The organism is Clostridium sp. 2218st1_F5_2218SCRN_220325, from assembly GCF_039062665.1.
GTDB lineage: Bacteria > Bacillota > Clostridia > Peptostreptococcales > Peptostreptococcaceae > Intestinibacter.
This window is the reverse complement of the sequence record NZ_JBCLNH010000019.1, coordinates 1-17,634: the sequence shown is the minus strand read 5'-3', so window position 1 is coordinate 17,634 and position 17,634 is coordinate 1. Positions and strand designations below refer to the sequence as shown.

General features: G+C 29.3%; 15 protein-coding genes and 1 pseudogene. 4 read left to right on the top strand and 12 right to left on the bottom strand.

All coding sequences use genetic code 11. The features are described from left to right. Window positions 1–455: 455 nt before the first annotated feature. From deoD to ABCM86_RS11115, 5 genes and pseudogenes are all read right to left on the bottom strand, one after another. A complete protein-coding gene (gene deoD / locus ABCM86_RS11135) occupies window positions 456–1,175 on the bottom strand; it encodes a purine-nucleoside phosphorylase (protein WP_195930903.1) in 720 nt (239 codons plus the stop codon). A gap of 341 nt (window positions 1,176–1,516) precedes the next feature. Continuing rightward, window positions 1,517–2,656 (bottom strand): HAMP domain-containing sensor histidine kinase, encoded by a 1,140-nt coding sequence (locus tag ABCM86_RS11130; RefSeq protein ID WP_295735284.1) that lies wholly within the window; start codon window positions 2,654–2,656, stop codon window positions 1,517–1,519. Next, window positions 2,646–3,341 (bottom strand): response regulator transcription factor, encoded by a 696-nt coding sequence (locus tag ABCM86_RS11125; protein WP_195930905.1) that lies wholly within the window; start codon window positions 3,339–3,341, stop codon window positions 2,646–2,648. Before ABCM86_RS11125 ends, ABCM86_RS11130 begins: the two co-directional genes overlap by 11 nt. Before the next feature lie 279 nt (window positions 3,342–3,620). Continuing rightward, complete coding sequence (locus ABCM86_RS11120) at window positions 3,621–4,046, bottom strand: hypothetical protein (RefSeq protein ID WP_295677692.1); 426 nt, start codon at window positions 4,044–4,046, stop codon at window positions 3,621–3,623. Window positions 4,047–4,114: 68 nt separating this feature from the next. Further along, window positions 4,115–5,006, bottom strand: a pseudogene (locus tag ABCM86_RS11115) (RtcB family protein). Window positions 5,007–5,305: 299 nt separating this feature from the next. On the opposite strand from ABCM86_RS11115, the gene ABCM86_RS11110 reads away from it, so the two are divergent. Continuing rightward, the gene (locus tag ABCM86_RS11110) at window positions 5,306–6,304 is read left to right on the top strand and encodes a glycosyltransferase (RefSeq protein ID WP_343004017.1); all 999 of its coding nucleotides are present in this window, start codon (window positions 5,306–5,308) and stop codon (window positions 6,302–6,304) included. Window positions 6,305–6,329: 25 nt separating this feature from the next. On the opposite strand, the gene ABCM86_RS11105 is transcribed toward ABCM86_RS11110, so the two are convergent. From ABCM86_RS11105 to ABCM86_RS11095, 3 genes are all read right to left on the bottom strand, one after another. After that, on the bottom strand, window positions 6,330–6,851 hold the full coding sequence (locus tag ABCM86_RS11105) for a cob(I)yrinic acid a,c-diamide adenosyltransferase (protein ID WP_195930909.1): 522 nt from the start codon (window positions 6,849–6,851) through the stop codon (window positions 6,330–6,332). Window positions 6,852–6,910: 59 nt separating this feature from the next. Then, on the bottom strand, window positions 6,911–7,843 hold the full coding sequence (locus ABCM86_RS11100) for an alpha/beta hydrolase (RefSeq protein WP_195930910.1): 933 nt from the start codon (window positions 7,841–7,843) through the stop codon (window positions 6,911–6,913). Window positions 7,844–8,289: 446 nt separating this feature from the next. Further along, window positions 8,290–8,589, bottom strand: a complete 300-nt coding sequence (locus ABCM86_RS11095; protein WP_295572047.1) for a phage holin family protein — start codon at window positions 8,587–8,589, stop codon at window positions 8,290–8,292. Window positions 8,590–8,740: 151 nt separating this feature from the next. On the opposite strand from ABCM86_RS11095, the gene ABCM86_RS11090 reads away from it, so the two are divergent. Together ABCM86_RS11090 and splB are read left to right on the top strand one after the other, a co-directional pair. Next, window positions 8,741–9,055 (top strand): hypothetical protein, encoded by a 315-nt coding sequence (locus ABCM86_RS11090; protein ID WP_195931229.1) that lies wholly within the window; start codon window positions 8,741–8,743, stop codon window positions 9,053–9,055. 66 nt (window positions 9,056–9,121) lie between these two features. Beyond that, a complete protein-coding gene (gene splB / locus ABCM86_RS11085; RefSeq protein ID WP_343004015.1) occupies window positions 9,122–10,144 on the top strand; it encodes a spore photoproduct lyase in 1,023 nt (340 codons plus the stop codon). A 263-nt stretch (window positions 10,145–10,407) separates the two neighbouring features. Here splB and ABCM86_RS11080 read toward each other — a convergent pair whose 3' ends face one another. Beyond that, the gene (locus ABCM86_RS11080; RefSeq protein ID WP_343004014.1) at window positions 10,408–12,654 is read right to left on the bottom strand and encodes a S8 family serine peptidase; all 2,247 of its coding nucleotides are present in this window, start codon (window positions 12,652–12,654) and stop codon (window positions 10,408–10,410) included. A gap of 478 nt (window positions 12,655–13,132) precedes the next feature. On the opposite strand from ABCM86_RS11080, the gene ABCM86_RS11075 reads away from it, so the two are divergent. Further along, window positions 13,133–14,371, top strand: coding sequence for a PocR ligand-binding domain-containing protein (locus tag ABCM86_RS11075; protein WP_343004013.1), 1,239 nt, complete (start codon window positions 13,133–13,135; stop codon window positions 14,369–14,371). 120 nt (window positions 14,372–14,491) lie between these two features. On the opposite strand, the gene ABCM86_RS11070 is transcribed toward ABCM86_RS11075, so the two are convergent. The 3 genes from ABCM86_RS11070 to ABCM86_RS11060 all read right to left on the bottom strand — a co-directional run. Beyond that, complete coding sequence (locus ABCM86_RS11070) at window positions 14,492–15,421, bottom strand: GTP-binding protein (RefSeq protein ID WP_343004012.1); 930 nt, start codon at window positions 15,419–15,421, stop codon at window positions 14,492–14,494. Between the two features lie 217 nt (window positions 15,422–15,638). After that, window positions 15,639–17,015, bottom strand: coding sequence for a methyltransferase MtaB domain-containing protein (locus tag ABCM86_RS11065; RefSeq protein ID WP_343004011.1), 1,377 nt, complete (start codon window positions 17,013–17,015; stop codon window positions 15,639–15,641). Window positions 17,016–17,068: 53 nt separating this feature from the next. After that, a partial coding sequence (locus ABCM86_RS11060) for a corrinoid protein (RefSeq protein WP_343004010.1) occupies window positions 17,069–17,634 on the bottom strand: 566 nt, incomplete at its 5' end.

The window sequence follows — 17,634 nt, the reverse complement described above, 5'->3', positions numbered from 1 at the left end:
TATTAATACTCATACTATAGCTCATAACATGGCCATATCTATATAAAGTAGGTGAAGATTTACACGTATGTTTTATTAAAACTACTGAAATAAACTCCATATGAATAAATAGTATAGCAAGAGGTTAAAATATGCAACAAATTAATCCACAATACTTTCATGCACTAATTGTTTTTATTATATAACAGAAATATACAAACTTGGATAATAGGATTAGCCATTTAAATCATATATTAGTAAAAAGGAAAGTTTATATTGTAAGTAGTACAAGAATTTTATAAAGTTAGCAACTAGCTTTGTATCAATGAATATGGTAAGCCATACACAAAAACTAAAACTGTAGATATATTTAGAATAGAAAAATAGTGTGTACCTAAAAATAAATTTAGGTACACACTTGTCATAAAAACATTTTTATATTGTTGAAATTTAAACGTTTTATAAGCTATTTATTATTAAGCTAAGCTTAAAGCTATTTTCATCATGTTAGTGAAAGCAGTTTGTCTTTCAGCTGATGTAGTTTCTTCTCCTCTTAATGGGCAGTCAGATATAGTTACTATACAAAGAGCATTAACTCCTGCTCTAGCTGCATTCATGTAAAGAGCTGCTGCTTCCATTTCTACACAAAGAGCGCCCATTTTTTGCCATGATTTAAATCCTTCAAGCCCATTATCTCCGTAGAATACATCACTTGATACTATGTTTCCTACAGTTGTTTCTATATTTAATTCGCGACCTGCATTTACAGCTTTTTCTAATAATTCGAAACTTGCTGTAGGTGCATATGTACCTGGTAAGTTGTATTGAGATGAATAGTTTGAATCAGTAGAAGCTGACATACCTATTACTACGTCATGTAAGTTTAATTTATCGCTTATAGCTCCTGCAGAACCTATTCTTATAAGGTTTTTAACACCGTAGAAGTGTATTAACTCATAAGAGTATATTCCCATTGATGGCATACCCATTCCTGAACCTTGAACAGATACTCTTTTACCATTGTAGTATCCTGTGTATCCGTACATACCTCTTACAGTGTTGTATTGAACAACATCTTCTAAGAAAGTTTCAGCTATAAATTTAGCTCTTAGTGGATCTCCTGGTAATAATACTGTTTCTGCTATGTCTCCAACTTTAGCTTCTAAATGCGGAGTTGGCACTGGTGATTTACTCATTTCGATTTCCTCCTAGAATGTAAATTACTTTAATATGTTCATAGTAGTTATTTTTATAACTTTACTACAATATTATATTATATATTATATCTTAAATTAGATGTATATATAATATACAAATAACACCTGTTAATTTTTTCTAGTTTCATTTAATCAGCTTTATTTATTGTATTTGTAGACTAAATAACTACATTATATACAAAAAAATATACCAAAAAGGTGATTTTTAGTATAACTATCATTTTCCAATCCACATAGCTGGTGTTTTATTAAGTATGTAAGTGAGTGTGTAAATATAGTCAGACTAATATCTATAATAAAAAGAGTTGTAAAATATCATTTTACAACTCTTTTTTAATCTTGATTTTATCTTTTAATAACGGCAACATAACTTTAAATATAGTTTTTTCTCCATCACTTTGAGCAGTTATAATCCCTCCATGAAGCGATACTATACTCTTTGTTATCGCAAGGCCTAGCCCTGAGCCACCGTCATTTTTATTTCTAGATTTATCTACTCTATAAAATTTATCAAATATATACGGAAGCTCAACTGCTGGTATTGGATTACCATAGCTTATTACATCCACTACTGCATAATCATTCTTTTTATATGCGTATATATCGAGAAATTCTCCTGTTCCGTATTTAATTCCGTTATTTATTAGATTTTGGAATGCTCTAACTAATTTATTTGGATCTGCAGAGATAATCAGTTTATCTTCTGAAAAGAAGCTTCTTTCTTTTATTTTTTCACTTTCAAATTGGTACCCAAATTGGAATATAATTTGATTTAATAATTCGACTAAGTCTATATCTATCTTATCTAATGTAATAGAGTTATTTTGGACTTTTGTAAGTTCAAACAAGTCATTTATAAGTACTTCAAGTTCTTTAGACTTTTCATATGCTATATCTACATAATATCTAAGTTGAACTTCATCTCTATAATTATCTCCATTTATAAGTCCTAAATAGCCTTTTATAGAAGTTAGAGGCGTTCTTAAATCGTGTGATACATTAGTTATAAGGTCGGCTTTTGTCTGTTGTGCTTTTCTCTCTTGTATAGTGACATCTTTTAAAAGGCTTGAGATTATATTTATATTATCTCCTAATTTTTTTGTATCTCCTTTACAATCTATCTCTATAACCTTGTCCAAGTCTCCAGCTGCCATTTGGTTTGTAGCATTTACAATTTTGGCTAAACCGACATATGTCTTTCTCATAAATAAGTAGTATACTATTAATGTGCATATTGCGATTATAACGTAATTTAAATTGCGGTCTAATCCACTTTGCGCTTTAAAAAGCATAAAGAATTTTATTGCATCGATTAAAGTTCCACCATATTGACTATTATATCTGTAGTATATATCTAAAATTATCTTTAAAACTACAAAAGTAATAGATACACAAGTAAGGCTTAAAATAAAATAAGCTATAGGTAATATGGCGTAGTAAAGCGCCTTTTTATTTTTCAATTTTATAACCAACTCCCCATACTGTATGAATTATTTTTTCACCATTTAAACATTTATCAAGTTTATCTCTAAGTCTACTAATATGGACCATAACAGTATTATTTGATTGGAAGTATTTTTCTTTCCATACTTTTTCAAATATTTCTTCAGATGAGAATACTCTACCTTTGTTACTAGCCATTAGATATAGTATATCAAATTCTCTAGCTGTAAGAGATATCTCTTCCCCCGCTGCCACTACTCTATGTCTAGTTTTGTCTATTGTAAGCGAACCTACATTTATTAAATCCGATTCTTCAGAAGAGCTATTGTTGTTTAAGTAATAACTTCTTCTAAGAAGTGCTTTGACCCTTACTGTAAATTCTAATGGATTAAAAGGTTTTGTCATATAATCATCTGCACCTGTCATAAGACCTTGTATTTTGTCCATATCCTCAGATTTTGCACTTAACATTAATATAGGTATATTCTTTGTTTCTCTTATTTTTTTACATACTTCTATACCGTTAACTCTAGGCATCATTATATCTAAAACTAATAAATCTATTTCTTCTTTATCTATTATATCTAAAGCTTCTTGTCCATCTTGCGCTTTTATAACTTTATAGCCTTCATTTATAAGATATATCTCAAGTAAGTCTCTTATTTCCTTTTCATCATCCGCAACTAAAATTTTATTATTCAAATTATACCATCCTTCCTCCTCAATATATAATAACCCATATATTGAGTTAATATAATAAATATCTATAATATATTCTTACATAATTATAAATTATTTTTACAAAATATTAAATTACATTTTTGTCATTTCAAATATAAAGGGAATAAGTTCACTGTAATTAAATTATGTAAACCTATCCCCTTTATATTTACTAAACTATTTTATATTATATTGTAAGCTTATCTTAATCAATTAACTAATAAGTTATTAATAATTAAATAACAATATATCAATAACTTACTAATGATATAAGTCTTCTAAAATATCTTTTGCAAAGTGATTTACTATTACTAAATCGTCTTTTATCTTGTTTTTATCGATTAACCCTGTAAATATATTTGAATTTCTGACTTCAAGTAACATAAAGCTATTTATCTTACATAAAGACAGTATATATGAATAATCATCGTCTATTATAAAGGCATTTTCAAAGTCGTAATCTTTTTTGATTATTTCAAAATCGTCTCCGTATGTCCCCTTTTCTGTATGCACTATTGGTAGATTTTTATGAAATTTGCTTATAGCATGTGATTTTTCATATCTGATTTTTAGCCTTTCGTCTTGTGATAAATCAAAATAATTCTCTCCAAATATTGAAGCCACTAAATTATTTAGATTTTTAAGTTTAAATTGTCTACCTTGTATTATTACTACTAATGGTTCCATATTATCCCCCCTAAATAAAACCAAATTGTATTTTATATATTTTTACCCAGAATTAAGCATATTTACACTTAATTACTTTTAAAATTATATATTGGTTTTATGATTTTTTTGATATCTACTGTGTCTGTTATATTGTTTATTATCTCTTCAATCGGCTTATACGCCTGTGGAGCTTCATCTAGTGTAGATACATTTACACAAGTTGTAAAAATATCTTTCATAGAAGCTTTATAATCATTCATATGGATTTTATTTTTAGCTTCTGCCCTCGAAAGTATTCTCCCTGCTCCATGTGGTGCAGAATAATTCCAATTTGGGTTGCCCTTGCCCTTTCCGATAATAACCCCATCTCTCATATTTATCGGAATAAGAACATCTTCTCCTTCATATGCAGAAATAGCACCTTTTCTAAGCATATACTTGTCTACTTCTATATAATTATGTATACTTTCAAATTTATTTAGACTTTCGTAATCAAGTCCTATAAATTCTACAATTTTCTCTGCCATAAGCTCTCTATTTTTAGATGCATATCTTTGAACTATGTCCATATCGTGAAGATAATCATCTAGGTCTTGTCCTTGTACATAACATAAGTCTTTTGGTATTTTGCTTTCTATTTTAAGAGATTCTTTTAACTTTTTAAGCTCTTTTTCAATTTTCTTTTTCTTGCCTGATTTTTTATAGCTTTCTATTATTTCTTTTGATTTTTCTTCATATTCACCATTATTATACTCCACATCCTATATCGACTCCAACTAAATTAGGTACGATTTTATCTTTTATAGTCATTGTTGTACCTATAACACATCCTGCTCCTTTGTGACAGTCTGGCATAACCCTAATATTTGAGCTTTTAACAAATTCTTGATCTAAAAGCTGTTTTATTTGAGATATTGTCTCTTTATCTATATTCTCTGTAAATACTTCAGCTTCATTAAAATCGCCTTTTATAATCATTAAAACACCCCTTTAATTTTTAAAAATTAAGTTATATATTAATATTATTATAACAAATTTAAATTTCATCTATTTAAACTTATTACAAATATTTAAGTTTTTTACAAGCATTAAATCCACCTATTATCTTAGTTTTATAGCCTTAAAATATATTTATTCATCCATTATGTAAGTAAAACTGTCAATTTTATTACGTATTTGTAATAAAACTGTAAGATTAGATATAAGGGTTGTATGATATACTTTATTAAAAGGTTGGTATTATATACTTTATTAAAATATTATTAAGGCGGTGACTTATGAATACTATAAATCCAAAAATTAGTGTTATTGTACCTGTTTACAATACAGCACAATACTTACCTCGCTGTCTAGATTCTATATTAAATCAGGACTTTGAAGCTTATGAGGTTATATGTGTAAACGACGGGTCTAGTGACAACTCAATTGAGATTTTAAGGGAATATGAAAATAAATCTTCAAAAATAAAAGTAATAAATCAAGCAAACAGCGGTGTTGCAACAACTCGTAATACTGCACTAAAGCACGCAAAAGGTGAATACCTAGCTTTTTTAGATAGTGATGACTTTGTAAGAGAACACTACTTAAGCAGATTATATGACGCAGCTATAGATACTAGAAGCGATATAGTAATTTGCAATTTTTATAGATATTACGAACAAATAAATCTAGCTAAACCTGTGCTTTACAAGTTTAGAAGGGGTGTATTTGATAAACATGAAATATTAAAGGGATTAATTCCAGATAACTTAATTCATTCTTATTTATGGAATAAATTATGGAAAAGAGAAATATTTGAAAACTACAGCACATTTCCAAATATGAAATTTGAAGATTTTGCTGTTATGTCACAATTAATGTATAAAGCTGATAAAATAGCCGTTATAAACGACGCACTATATTACTACAGAATTAGAAAGACAAGCATAGTTAGAAGTATATCTCTACAAACACAAAATGATTATATGAAGGCTTATGCTCTTATTCGTCTATTTTTACAAGAATCTGGCGAATATAATAAATTTAAACGCCACTTTTTCTATTTATCGCTTAAAGTCTATATAGTTATGTTGGCTGTGATTTTAATGTTATTTAAAGAACATCCTTCACTAAAACTATTAGCTCAAAACATCTACTCTACAAAAGTGTTTATAAGAGCGTGTAGAGAAGATAACTTCTTAATGACACAAGAAGAGATATTAAATTACAATGTGCTTTCTTCAAGCGTTAAAGTACCAATACTTAATAGGAAGCTAAATACAAAAACTCCAAAGTAAATAAACTTTGGAGTTTTCTTATATTTTAAAATTTTATCGGTATTATATCGTCTTCGCTATATCTAGCTAGTATATATAAAAAGTCGGATAATCGATTTATATATTTTAGAAGCTCAGGATTTATTTCATCTTGTTTTGATAAAGTAGTTATCCTTCTTTCTGCCCTTCTACATATTGTTCTCGCTATATGTAAATTAGCTGAGCAAAGAGATGTTCCTGGTATTATAAATTCGTTTATTTTTTCTACTTTTGATGTATAATAATCTACTAAATTTTCTAATTCTTCTACATCTTCACTTGTTAAAATGGTTTTTAGTCTTTTATAATTTAAAGATGAAAGCTCTGCCCCCACATCAAATAATTTAGTTTGGATTTTTCTCAAAGCATCTCTATCTTCATTTTTTAAATAATGATAACAAAGACCTATATAAGAGTTTAATTCGTCTATTGTTCCATAAGCCTCTACTCTTATGCTGTCTTTTTCTATTCTGTTTCCTCCTATTAAGGAAGTTGTCCCTTTGTCCCCGCTTTTAGTGTATATTTTCATCTATTAACCCCTTTCTCAATTTATTAAGTATAAATCATATTTTAGATGTAGTTTATACTCTATATATATTTATTTATAAATGCGTCGACTTCCTTCCAATACTTTTCAGGATTTTCGTCTTCTGAGTGTGCGTGGCTCGCCCCATGTATAACTAATTTTTGCTTTTCGCTGCTACATGCTTCATAAAGCTCGTCTAACATATAAAATGGTACAAACTTATCATCATCTCCATGTATAAACATAATAGGAACTTTAGCTTCTTTTACTGCTTCTATTGGAGATGCATCATTTAAGAAGTATCCTGATTTTATTTTTACCATTAAATTTGCTATATTTAATATTGGAAATGACGGCATATTAAATAATTTTTTTAATTGATATTTAAATTGTTCCAAAGCTGTCGTATATCCGCAGTCTTCTATTATTACTTTTACATTTTGAGGTAGATTATCTAGTGAAGATGCTATCATAACAGTTGCAGCTCCCATAGATACACCGTGTATTAATATTTCAGCTTCTTTGTCTTTTGAAATTATATATTCAAGCCACTTTATAAGATCTTTTGCATCGTGATATCCCATTCCTATATAATTTCCCTTGCTTTTTCCATGCCCTCTTAAATCCATAGCTAATACATTATATCCCTCGTTATAGTAGTGAAAAGCCTTTGTACTAAGACTAAATGCATCTGCCATATATCCATGAACAGTCACCGCCCATTTATGTGTGTCTTTGTTTAGTACTTGGTAACCATGTAATTTAAGATCGTCAAATGAAGTTGCAAATACTTCTTCAAATTTAGATGATTTTTCAAGCCATTCTTCTTCTGGTGTTAGCTCGTGGTGACTTAGCCCATCATTGCTAAAAATCATTTTCTTTGAGGAATTTGGATTTATAGCTAAGTTGTAAAAAAAGTTTCCGACAAAAATTGATGCAATTATTAATACAAGTAATAATGTTATAATTACTGCCAAACAAATTTTTAAAGTCATTGTATTCCCTATCCTTTCAATTAATTCACTTTGTCTATAGCTATTGACTTTGTCTTCTTCTTAAAAATTTTATATATTTGTGTAGACTCTGTCTTTTGCTTAGGCTTATATTGATTAAATATATTTAAATTTTATCCATATTCTTGATATTTTACAACTATAACAAAAAAATCTTTATTTAAAAAATAAAGATTTTTTAATTTAGCAACGTACAAAGTCGTTGTCGCTATATTTTTCTAAAATACTGTATAGGCATTTAAACAATGGAGTAATATTTTAAAAATTTGCCTTCTAAGATATTCATTTTCCATTTAATATACTTGTTAAGAAGAACCTACACCATTTAGTGCTCTTATATCAGATCATACAATGTAGGCCCTAAATTTATTTTTTATAGTAATAATAGTAATCGAATTTGGATTAATTACTACATATTACTTCATTTGTCAATTTTTAAGATCTTCATCTTGTTTCTTTTGTATGTCTTTTTTATCTGCTTTGTTTTCATTGCAGCCTTCTCTTCGGCGATTCAAACATTTACATGTTTGATGCGTACCAATGCTCGCCAGACCACTTAATGCTCCTGCAATTACGATTTCTGCTGTAATCTTCTCATTTAGTGATACATTTATAACTACCCCAACCATTAGCATAATCAAAGGAATATACTTGTTGGGAATAAAATCTAAACTTGTTTTAATTACATAACCTATGCACATACAAAAACCAATAACCAATGGAACCATATATTGAGTATATTGACTCAAATCCATAAATATCACCCCATTTATTATATTCTATTCAAAAAAAATAATAATGCTCCACATTATTTGAAAATTTGACAAAAAATACATAAAACTGCCATAATTAACTTATATAATAATTAGGAGGGGTATTATGTACGAAGAAAACTATGAATTTCCAGCAATAATAATAAATCACAGTAGTGATGACTACGAAATTAGAATATACGACTTTGAAGAAGTTACAGTCTATGACGATAACTTAGACGATTGTTATACATCAATAAAAGAGGCATTAGAAGGAGAAATTTACAAATATATCTGTCTAAATAAAGACATTCCAAAAGCAACATCAAAAGAAAACATAATTTTAGATTACAACCAAACCTTATTTCATATAAAAGTAAATACACAAGAAGCCATAAAAAACTCCAAAAGATTGGGCGTTATAGTACCTAAAGATTTATAATTTTTATCTGTATGTAAAATTCAAATAAACAAACAATAAAAGAAAAACGTATTAAGAGGTGATATAATGTTTATTCCTAAAAGGGTTATATTTGAAAAAGGTTCATTAGATACTGAAATAGGTCAAAATATCTTCAATAAAGTAAAAGACATTCCAAATATTGAAATTATAAATACAAGTTCTAACAGAATCAAAAGCAATATCCCTGGAGACAACTTATATGAACAATACAGATCCGGAAAAGAGACATTAGTCGTCGGTTATCGTAAAAGTCTAAAGTTTCAAACATGTAAGCCATCTGCAAATTATCAACTGCCTTTAGTCAGCGGCTGTATGGGAAGATGTGAATACTGCTATCTAAATACTCAATTAGGCGATAAGCCTTATATAAGGGTGTTTGTCAATATAGACGATATCTTAAAAAAAGCAAAAGAATATATAGACGAAAGATCGCCTGCTGTAACTATATTTGAAGGTGCGGCGACATCCGACCCTATACCACTTGAACCCTATACTCATTCTTTGAGAAAAACGATAGAATTTATGGGAGCAGAAGAAAAAGCTCGCTTTAGATTTGTGACTAAATACAATGATGTAGATAGTTTATTAGATGCAAACCACAACAACCACACAGAAATTAGATTTAGCATAAATACACCAAAAATAATCGACATTTACGAACATTATACAGCTTCTGCCAGCAAGCGAATTGAAGCTGCTGTAAAAGTAGCTAATGCAGGATACCAAATAGGTTTTATAATCGCACCCGTATTTCTTTATGAAAATTGGAAAGATGAATACAGAGATTTAATTAAAAGTATAAAAGAAAAACTCCCAAAAGATTTTAATCAAAGCATTATATTTGAAGTGATATCTCATAGATACACTACAAAAGCAAAAAATAGAATAAACGAAATATATCCAGAGACTACATTGCCTATGAATGATGATGATAGAAAATTTAAATACGGTCAATTTGGATACGGCAAATACGTATATTCTAAAGAAGAATTAGATGATATGAAGGATTTCTTTAAAAAAGAGATTAAAGAGATTTTTCCAGATAGCTTTATAAAATATGTGATTTAAAATTCGCTTCGCTCATGACGCCAACGAATCAAAGATTCCGTTGCTTAGAATTCGCTTCGCTCATAGCACCAACAAATCGAAGATACTGTTGCTTTAAATTTGCTTCGCTTATGGCGAGGGCGATTTTGTATATTTCTTTAAATTAGCTTTCATTAGAAATAAAAATCCCCCTATATAGTAGAACACTCTATATAGGGGGATTTTTATTATTTTTATGTCATTTAATAATTTTAAGTAAAGATCTATTTACATTTTAAAATTATTTATTTTACAGTCCTATTAATACTCTTCGTAACATATCCTGATTTAGACATCTGAATAGTTATCACAGTATTTTTCTTTTGTTTTGGAATAAACACCTTGTATTTTCCTTTAGAATTTACTGTAGTCTGTTTTCCCACTTGCTTTTTATTTACATAAACTTTTATAGTGGCGTTTTTTGTTCCTGTTCCACTTATACTCGTGCTAGTTTTATATATATTGTTACATGTTAAAGAGCCAAATTGTTTTAATACTGTAGTTGTAGCGCTCTTTGAGTTGTAATTAGTCTTAGAAGCTACTACTTTTATAGTAGAGCCGCCAGGCTGCTTAGGTATTTTAATACTGTATTTATTATTTGAAGCTTTGCCAGAAGCTATAATCTTGCCTTTTGAGTTATATACTTTAATAGTAGCGGAGCTTAGCGCCTTACCGCTTATATATGTACTAGATGAATTTAAAGTATTTATCGTAAGTGTAGCCATATTCTTTTTAGCTACCGTATTATTTTTATTAGTTGTGGCATTGTTTTTGTTTACAGTTGTATTATTTTTATTAGCTATATTATTATTTTTGTCGACAGTGGTGTTATTCTTATTATTTGTAGTGTTATTTTTATTAGGTACAGATGTATTGTTTTTGTTGTCTGTACTTGTATTTTGTTTATTTATAAGTGTTCCACCGCCTATAGCTTTTACTGCTTTTAAGGCATTTACCTTGCCGTATCCCGTATAACTGTCTTTTCCCGGTCTACCTATATCGTCAGCTGTAGAATATAGAGCTGATTTTATTTCGTCTACTGTAGCGTTTGGATTTTTAGACTTCATCATAGCCACAATACCAGAGACTATTGGCGCAGACATAGATGTTCCGCTGTCATACATATATCTTTGTCCATTGGTATAAGGAATTGTGCTGTATATATCTACTCCATATGCAGATATATCCTTTTTAGTTCCGTAATTTGAATCAGCCGCCTTTTGGTCGTTTTGATCTATATTTATTACAGATATACAAGAGTCAAAATCAGCAGGATAAAACTTCATAGTGCTGTTGTTGTTACCTGCTGAACAAACAGTGACAATTCCCTTTGCTTTGGCGTTATTTATAGCCTTCTCTAATAATTTATCTTGTTCTTTATCTGCATCTTCATAAAAATTATCGTCTACCAATCTACCAAGACTCATATTTATAACTTGTGCGCCCTTTTTAACGGCGTAATTATATCCGTTTAAAATATCACTTGTAAAAGCTTCTGCGCTGTTTTTGTTTCCCCAAAATACATTTATATTCATAAGCTCTATATTGTTGTTTCCAATACCTGAAATACCGATAGCATTATTAGTTGTAGCTGCCAATATTCCAGATACATGCGTCCCATGATAGTTTTTATCTTTAGTAAGTTGAGAATAGTTGTTTTCAGCATCTACTGCAAGATATAAATTGCTTTTTAAGTCAGGGTGATTTACATCCATACCAGTATCTAGTACTGCTACTTTTACTTTAGATGTTTTGTAGTCTTTTAAGTAGTCCCAAGCTTCGTATATTTTTAAACTTTTTAAATAGTATTGTGCCTTGCTGTACTCATCATTAGTACTAGTTGTAGCTTTATATGTACTAGAGCTAGACGTAGTTTTATATGAGAAATTAGGCTGTACTGATTTTATAAAACTACTGTCTTCGTAGTTTTCTATCGCCTTATCTACAGTTTCAGAGTTTGATATATCGACTACACCTATATTTTTTCCCATAAGCTGTTCTATTTCACCGTCTAGATTGTCTACAACAGCTTCTTTTAACTCTTTATTTACATCATTTTCAAATTCAACAATGACTTCACCAGGTTTATAACCTAACTCTTCATCACTTTGTTTTTCTTCTGATGCATCTTCATAATCTTTTATTAAATCATCTGCCCTAGAGTCTATAACTGCTTTAAATTGATTTATCTTTTTACTTTGATCTTTGTCATAATAATAATTTAAAACTTCTTTTACAGCATACTCAAAGTTTTCTTTAGAGTTGTATTTATTTATGTGTTTTGCCACATAACTTCCTGATACTTTTTCTAAATCAAACTTATCTTCTAGTTGATTTGAGACTCTTTGTTTTTGATTGTTTTCTGTTTCAATCTTTTTTTGTTCCTTCTTAAAAGTTGCCTTTACTTCAGCATAAGAATAAATAGGTCCTATATTAGGAAGTACTAGTGATAAAGATAAAAACAGTGGTATAAATTTTTTGTTTAATATCATCTCTATCCCCCTTATCATTTAGTCATTATAGATAATATACATCTTATATTGTATAAAATCTATAAATTTTTCCTTACATTATATCACGAAATCATAACATTTTTAAGATTTATAAATATTTTACTAAAGAGTTATCTTTAACTTTATTAAAAATATAATTTGAATTAAGAAGGGATTTAGATTGCAAAAATCGAATTGTATAATAATATGTTTATTTATAGGATATATAAAATGAAATTCACTTAAAAATTTATACATAGTAAGAAGATAACTTTTTTAATTCTAGCGAATTTTAAGCAACGGACGAAGTCGTTGGCGTCATGAGCAAAGCGATTTTTAAGCAACGTAATCTCCGATTCGTTGGCGTCATGAGCAAAGCGATTTTTAAGCAACGGACGAAGTCCTTGGCGATATGAACGTAGTGAATTTTTTATATAAATTAAAGTAATTAAAATATGAAGTTGTGGTGATAAGTGTAATGAAAGAAAAATTTTTAGAAAGTTTAAAAGAGGCACTAACTACATATTCTTATTCTACTAATATTCCACTTGTCTTACTAGATGAAAACGGAAGTTCTGTGTATTCAATTGGGAATGAAGAACCTTTTTGCAAATTTTTCAAAGAGTTTACAGGAGATATGAACCCCTGTTCTCAAACTCATATATATGCAGCTAAACAATCAGAAGCGTTAGGAGAAGCTTATACATTCTTTTGTCCTGCTGGGCTTATTCACTATACTGTTCCAGTTATAAAAAAAGGTGTATTTAGAGGTTCTGTGCTAGCTGGTCCTATACTTATGGATTTTTCTGATGAACTTATGATTTCTGAAATTATGCAAAAATTCAATATAGATTTAAAATATCTTGGGATGGTGGAATCTAAAATAAGAAGTATTCAAGTTATAGACCCTACAAGAGTTAGGCATCTAGGCAACTTGTTGTTTATTGTAGTTTATAGTCTTTTAAGTGATGAGAAAAAAGAGCTTGAAAGAAAGAGATTAATAGCTTCTCATCAATCTGATTTAAATGAAAAAATACAGACTATTAAAGATGAGCAAAATGTAGAATTTTACTCTTATGAAACAGAAAAGGAATTATTATTAAAAGTTAGAAATGGGGATGTTATAGGAGCTAAAAATATCCTAAACGATATGATAGGTCGTATTTTATTTGCCTCAGGAAACAATATAAATGTAATAAAATCAAAGACATTAGAGCTTTGCACATTGTTGTCTAGGGCGTCTATAGACGGCGGAGCCGACTCAAATACGATAATAGACTTAAATAGCAAGTTTTTATATAAAATATCAAATATAAAAAATATCGAAGATTTATCTTATTGGGTTGTTCACATGCTAGATAGCTTTACTCAAAACGTATTTAACTTTAACGAGTCTAAAAACCCTGTATTAATCCAAAAATGTATATCATATATAAATGAACATTACAACGAAGATATAAATTTAGAAAAAGTCGCTAATATAGTACATCTAAACCCATCTTATTTTTCAAGTGTATTCAAAAAAGAAGTGGGCGTAAGCTTTTCAAATTATTTAAATAAAATAAGAATCGAGCAAAGCAAACTGCTACTTAAAAATACTGATTTTTCTATAGTAGAAATAGCTATGGAAGTCGGCTTTGAAGATCAAAGCTATTTTTCAAAAGTATTTAAAAACTTGACGAAAATGACTCCTAAACAATATCGTCAAAATGGATAATATAAAATAGACTTTCCTTATAACTTATTTGATAAGAAAAGTCTATTTTAAAAAGATATAAATAAAATTAAAATAAATAAATTTAAATTATTTAAAAGCTATATCTGTTTTTAACTTATTTTATTCAAATAAATTTAAAATATTTTTCTTGTTTAATTTGTATCCTATAATACAAATCGCTCCACTTTCTTCTTTATAATAGCTTTCTTCATTTATTTCATTTTCAACATAATCAAATTTGTACCAATTTTTATCTCTATTTTGCAAAATCCCTTTTCCTCTTACGATTTTGCCATAAGTATCCTCATCTTCAAAACACTTAAAGATGAGCTTTATATCGCTATAATCTATAGATTTCTTTGTTTTAAATTCCAATGTAGAAAAATGATATGGATTTCTAGTCTCGTCCTTATCTAGTTTATCTAATATTTTTAACATGTCGTAGTCTTGTATTTTATTTTCAATAGCTTCAATCAAATTTCGCCCACTTATATTGTAAATATCTTCGTTTATAATATTTGCATTTATATTTATATTTTTGATATACGAATACATCCCTTCAATATATTTTATATCAACACCTGTATTTTTGCTTAAAACAATAGTTTTTGATACTGCAATTTGATCGTCTACAAATACCTTGGAGTATGAAGATACAAAGTCAAATCGCTTTACATCTAATACAGAGATAATATTATTGATTTTAAATAGATTTTTAAATTTAAAATCTTTACACGCTCTTAATATCTCGCTTAATTTTGCGACACCTGTAGGTTCTACAATTATCCTATCAGGATTAAATTTATTTATTATATCTTCTATTGAAGAGAGAAAATCCCCCGACGAACTACAGCAAATACATCCTGCTGTTATTTCCTCTACTTCGACACCAGTATTTTTTAGTATGTCAGTATCAATTCCTACTTTTCCAAATTCATTTTCTAAGACGACGATTTTTTCGTCCCTATAACCTTCAGTCACAAGTTTTTTTATAAGAGTAGTCTTTCCTGCTCCTAAAAATCCCGATACAATATCTAATTTTACCTTCATAAGCCATACCACCCTTATTTTAAAAGATTTAACCACCCTAAAACATTTTTTATAATCTAAACGCCTATCCTGTAATTTAAAAATATTTTTCCTGTAATATATAGAGAAACTGTCCCAAAATTTGAGATGGTTACTTTGGGACAGCTTAAGTTTATTTAGTTTAAAATTATAAGCTTTTTATTTATAAGATTTATTTTAATTTATATTAGATTAAAATTTATAAGCCGTATTCAGCTGGTATAAATTTATCCATATCTAATTCATCTTGCATATCGTCATAAAATTCTAATTCATCATCTGCTATATCTTCAATTTGATTTCCTATGATATCTAGCCATTTCTTTTCTCTTTCTTCTACATAAACTTCACCGCTATTTACAGCTTCAGTTATCTTATCAAGAGCAAGTTTAGCACCTAACTTAGTCATTTCAAATGAATTTTCAGCTTTGACTAATTCGCCAGCTATATCAAATACAACTTGTGGTTTTAATACGTAAGCTTGAGGATCAAGTCGTGCATCAGATTCAGCAAGTAAATCTCTAAATTCTCTTCTAAATCCTTTCTTAGTAGCAGTATTCATAAGTCTTGTATCGTAAATTAATTGTTCTATAGATACAACTGGTGCCATTTCAGCTAATAATTTAACTTGTTGGACAGATTCATTAGACCATAAATCAGTTACAGCAGCTGCTATATTACCTATTGGAGATAAGTGAGCACAAGCAGCTGATTTACCTTCACAAGATATAGGAGAGCCTGTAATTGCTTTTAGATAAATACCTTCATAAGCACAGTCTTTAGATGGGCCTACAGCTCCTTCTTCAAAAGCAGCTAAAGCTCTAGCAACTGTAGCAACTCTCACTACTGCTGCAAATACTTTTGGTATCATACCTCTTTCAGCAAGTACCATAGCAGTATTACCAAATCCACAAGCAGAATCCCCTGCTGGAAGTGAGCCATTAGCTTTACAAATATCAGCTATGTTTTTCCATAAGAATTTCATATCTCTACATCCACAAACTCCAAGTGCAAATATAACTTGTTTAATATCTGCATTTACTAAAGCTTCGTCGTTTAATTCTTTACCACCAGTAGATTCAACAGAGATAAAGTCAGCGCCAGCTTGTGAGCAACCAGCGAAGCTTTCAATCATAGCTTCCCAATACTTACCGCTTCTCATAATTGGAGGTCTATTCATCTCTCTTAAGTCGTTTGGAGTAGCTCTATAAGCAGATTTTAGACCGTATTTAGCTTCGTATTCTTTCATAGTATCTACTATGATCTTACTTACTTCAATACCCCATTTAGGATTTTCAGTAAATTCAGGAAGAGTTTCATATTCTATAACTACTCCTGGAGCATATAATTCTCTAGCTCTATTTAATATACCATTAGTCATATCTTTATATATTTGATATGCATCTTTTATACTATCTTCATTAACTATCATTGATGGCAATGTGAAGTTTAATTCTGGATAAACTTCGTCACCACCTATTATTAAACCGCTTTTAGTTGTTACTGGTTTCTTACAAGAACCATAAACAAAATCATCAACTGAATCGTATGCCAATTTATTAAATTTTATACTCATAACCGTTCCTCCCAATATAATTATTTATTTTTCAGATTGTTTAAACGCCTATATTATTTTTTAGCTTTAAGTACATTTTTAGCTACATCTGCTGCAGCTGCTGCATCAGTAGTATAGTAATCTGCATGTACTTGTTTTGCGTATTCTTCTGAAACTGGAGCACCGCCTATCATGAATATATATTTATCTTTAATTCCTTTTTCTTCAAATGCTTTTATAGTAGTTTCGATTGCCGGCATTGTAGTTGTAAGTAAAGCTGATAAGCAAATTATATCTGCTCCTATTTCTTCAGCTTTTTCAACAAATTTTTCTTCTGGAACGTCAACACCTAAGTCGACCATTTCTATACCAGCGCCATCCATCATCATCTTAACTAAGTTTTTACCTATATCGTGTAAATCCCCTTTTACAGTACCTATAACTGCTTTTCCTATTGGTTCAACACCTTCAGCTTTTAGAGATGGAGCCAAAACTTTAAGTCCAGCTTGCATTGCTTTAGCTGCGATTAACATTTCTGGAACATATATTTGTCCTTCTTTAAATTTATCGCCTATTTCACCCATTGCAGAAATCAAACCATCGTTTAATATATCAGCAGGTTTTATACCTTGTTCTAAAG

Excerpts from the sequence above, each read along its gene's own strand:
- deoD (WP_195930903.1), bottom strand. The coding sequence starts at position 1,175 with ATGAGTAAATCACCAGTGCCAACTCCGCATTTAGAAGCTAAAGTTGGA.
- ABCM86_RS11120 (WP_295677692.1), bottom strand. The coding sequence starts at position 4,046 with ATGGAACCATTAGTAGTAATAATACAAGGTAGACAATTTAAACTTAAA.
- ABCM86_RS11110 (WP_343004017.1), top strand. The coding sequence starts at position 5,306 with ATGAATACTATAAATCCAAAAATTAGTGTTATTGTACCTGTTTACAAT.
- ABCM86_RS11105 (WP_195930909.1), bottom strand. The coding sequence starts at position 6,851 with ATGAAAATATACACTAAAAGCGGGGACAAAGGGACAACTTCCTTAATA.
- ABCM86_RS11100 (WP_195930910.1), bottom strand. The coding sequence starts at position 7,843 with ATGACTTTAAAAATTTGTTTGGCAGTAATTATAACATTATTACTTGTA.
- ABCM86_RS11095 (WP_295572047.1), bottom strand. The coding sequence starts at position 8,589 with ATGGTTCCATTGGTTATTGGTTTTTGTATGTGCATAGGTTATGTAATT.
- ABCM86_RS11090 (WP_195931229.1), top strand. The coding sequence starts at position 8,741 with ATGTACGAAGAAAACTATGAATTTCCAGCAATAATAATAAATCACAGT.
- splB (WP_343004015.1), top strand. The coding sequence starts at position 9,122 with ATGTTTATTCCTAAAAGGGTTATATTTGAAAAAGGTTCATTAGATACT.
- ABCM86_RS11080 (WP_343004014.1), bottom strand. The coding sequence starts at position 12,654 with ATGATATTAAACAAAAAATTTATACCACTGTTTTTATCTTTATCACTA.
- ABCM86_RS11075 (WP_343004013.1), top strand. The coding sequence starts at position 13,133 with ATGAAAGAAAAATTTTTAGAAAGTTTAAAAGAGGCACTAACTACATAT.
- ABCM86_RS11070 (WP_343004012.1), bottom strand. The coding sequence starts at position 15,421 with ATGAAGGTAAAATTAGATATTGTATCGGGATTTTTAGGAGCAGGAAAG.
- ABCM86_RS11065 (WP_343004011.1), bottom strand. The coding sequence starts at position 17,015 with ATGAGTATAAAATTTAATAAATTGGCATACGATTCAGTTGATGATTTT.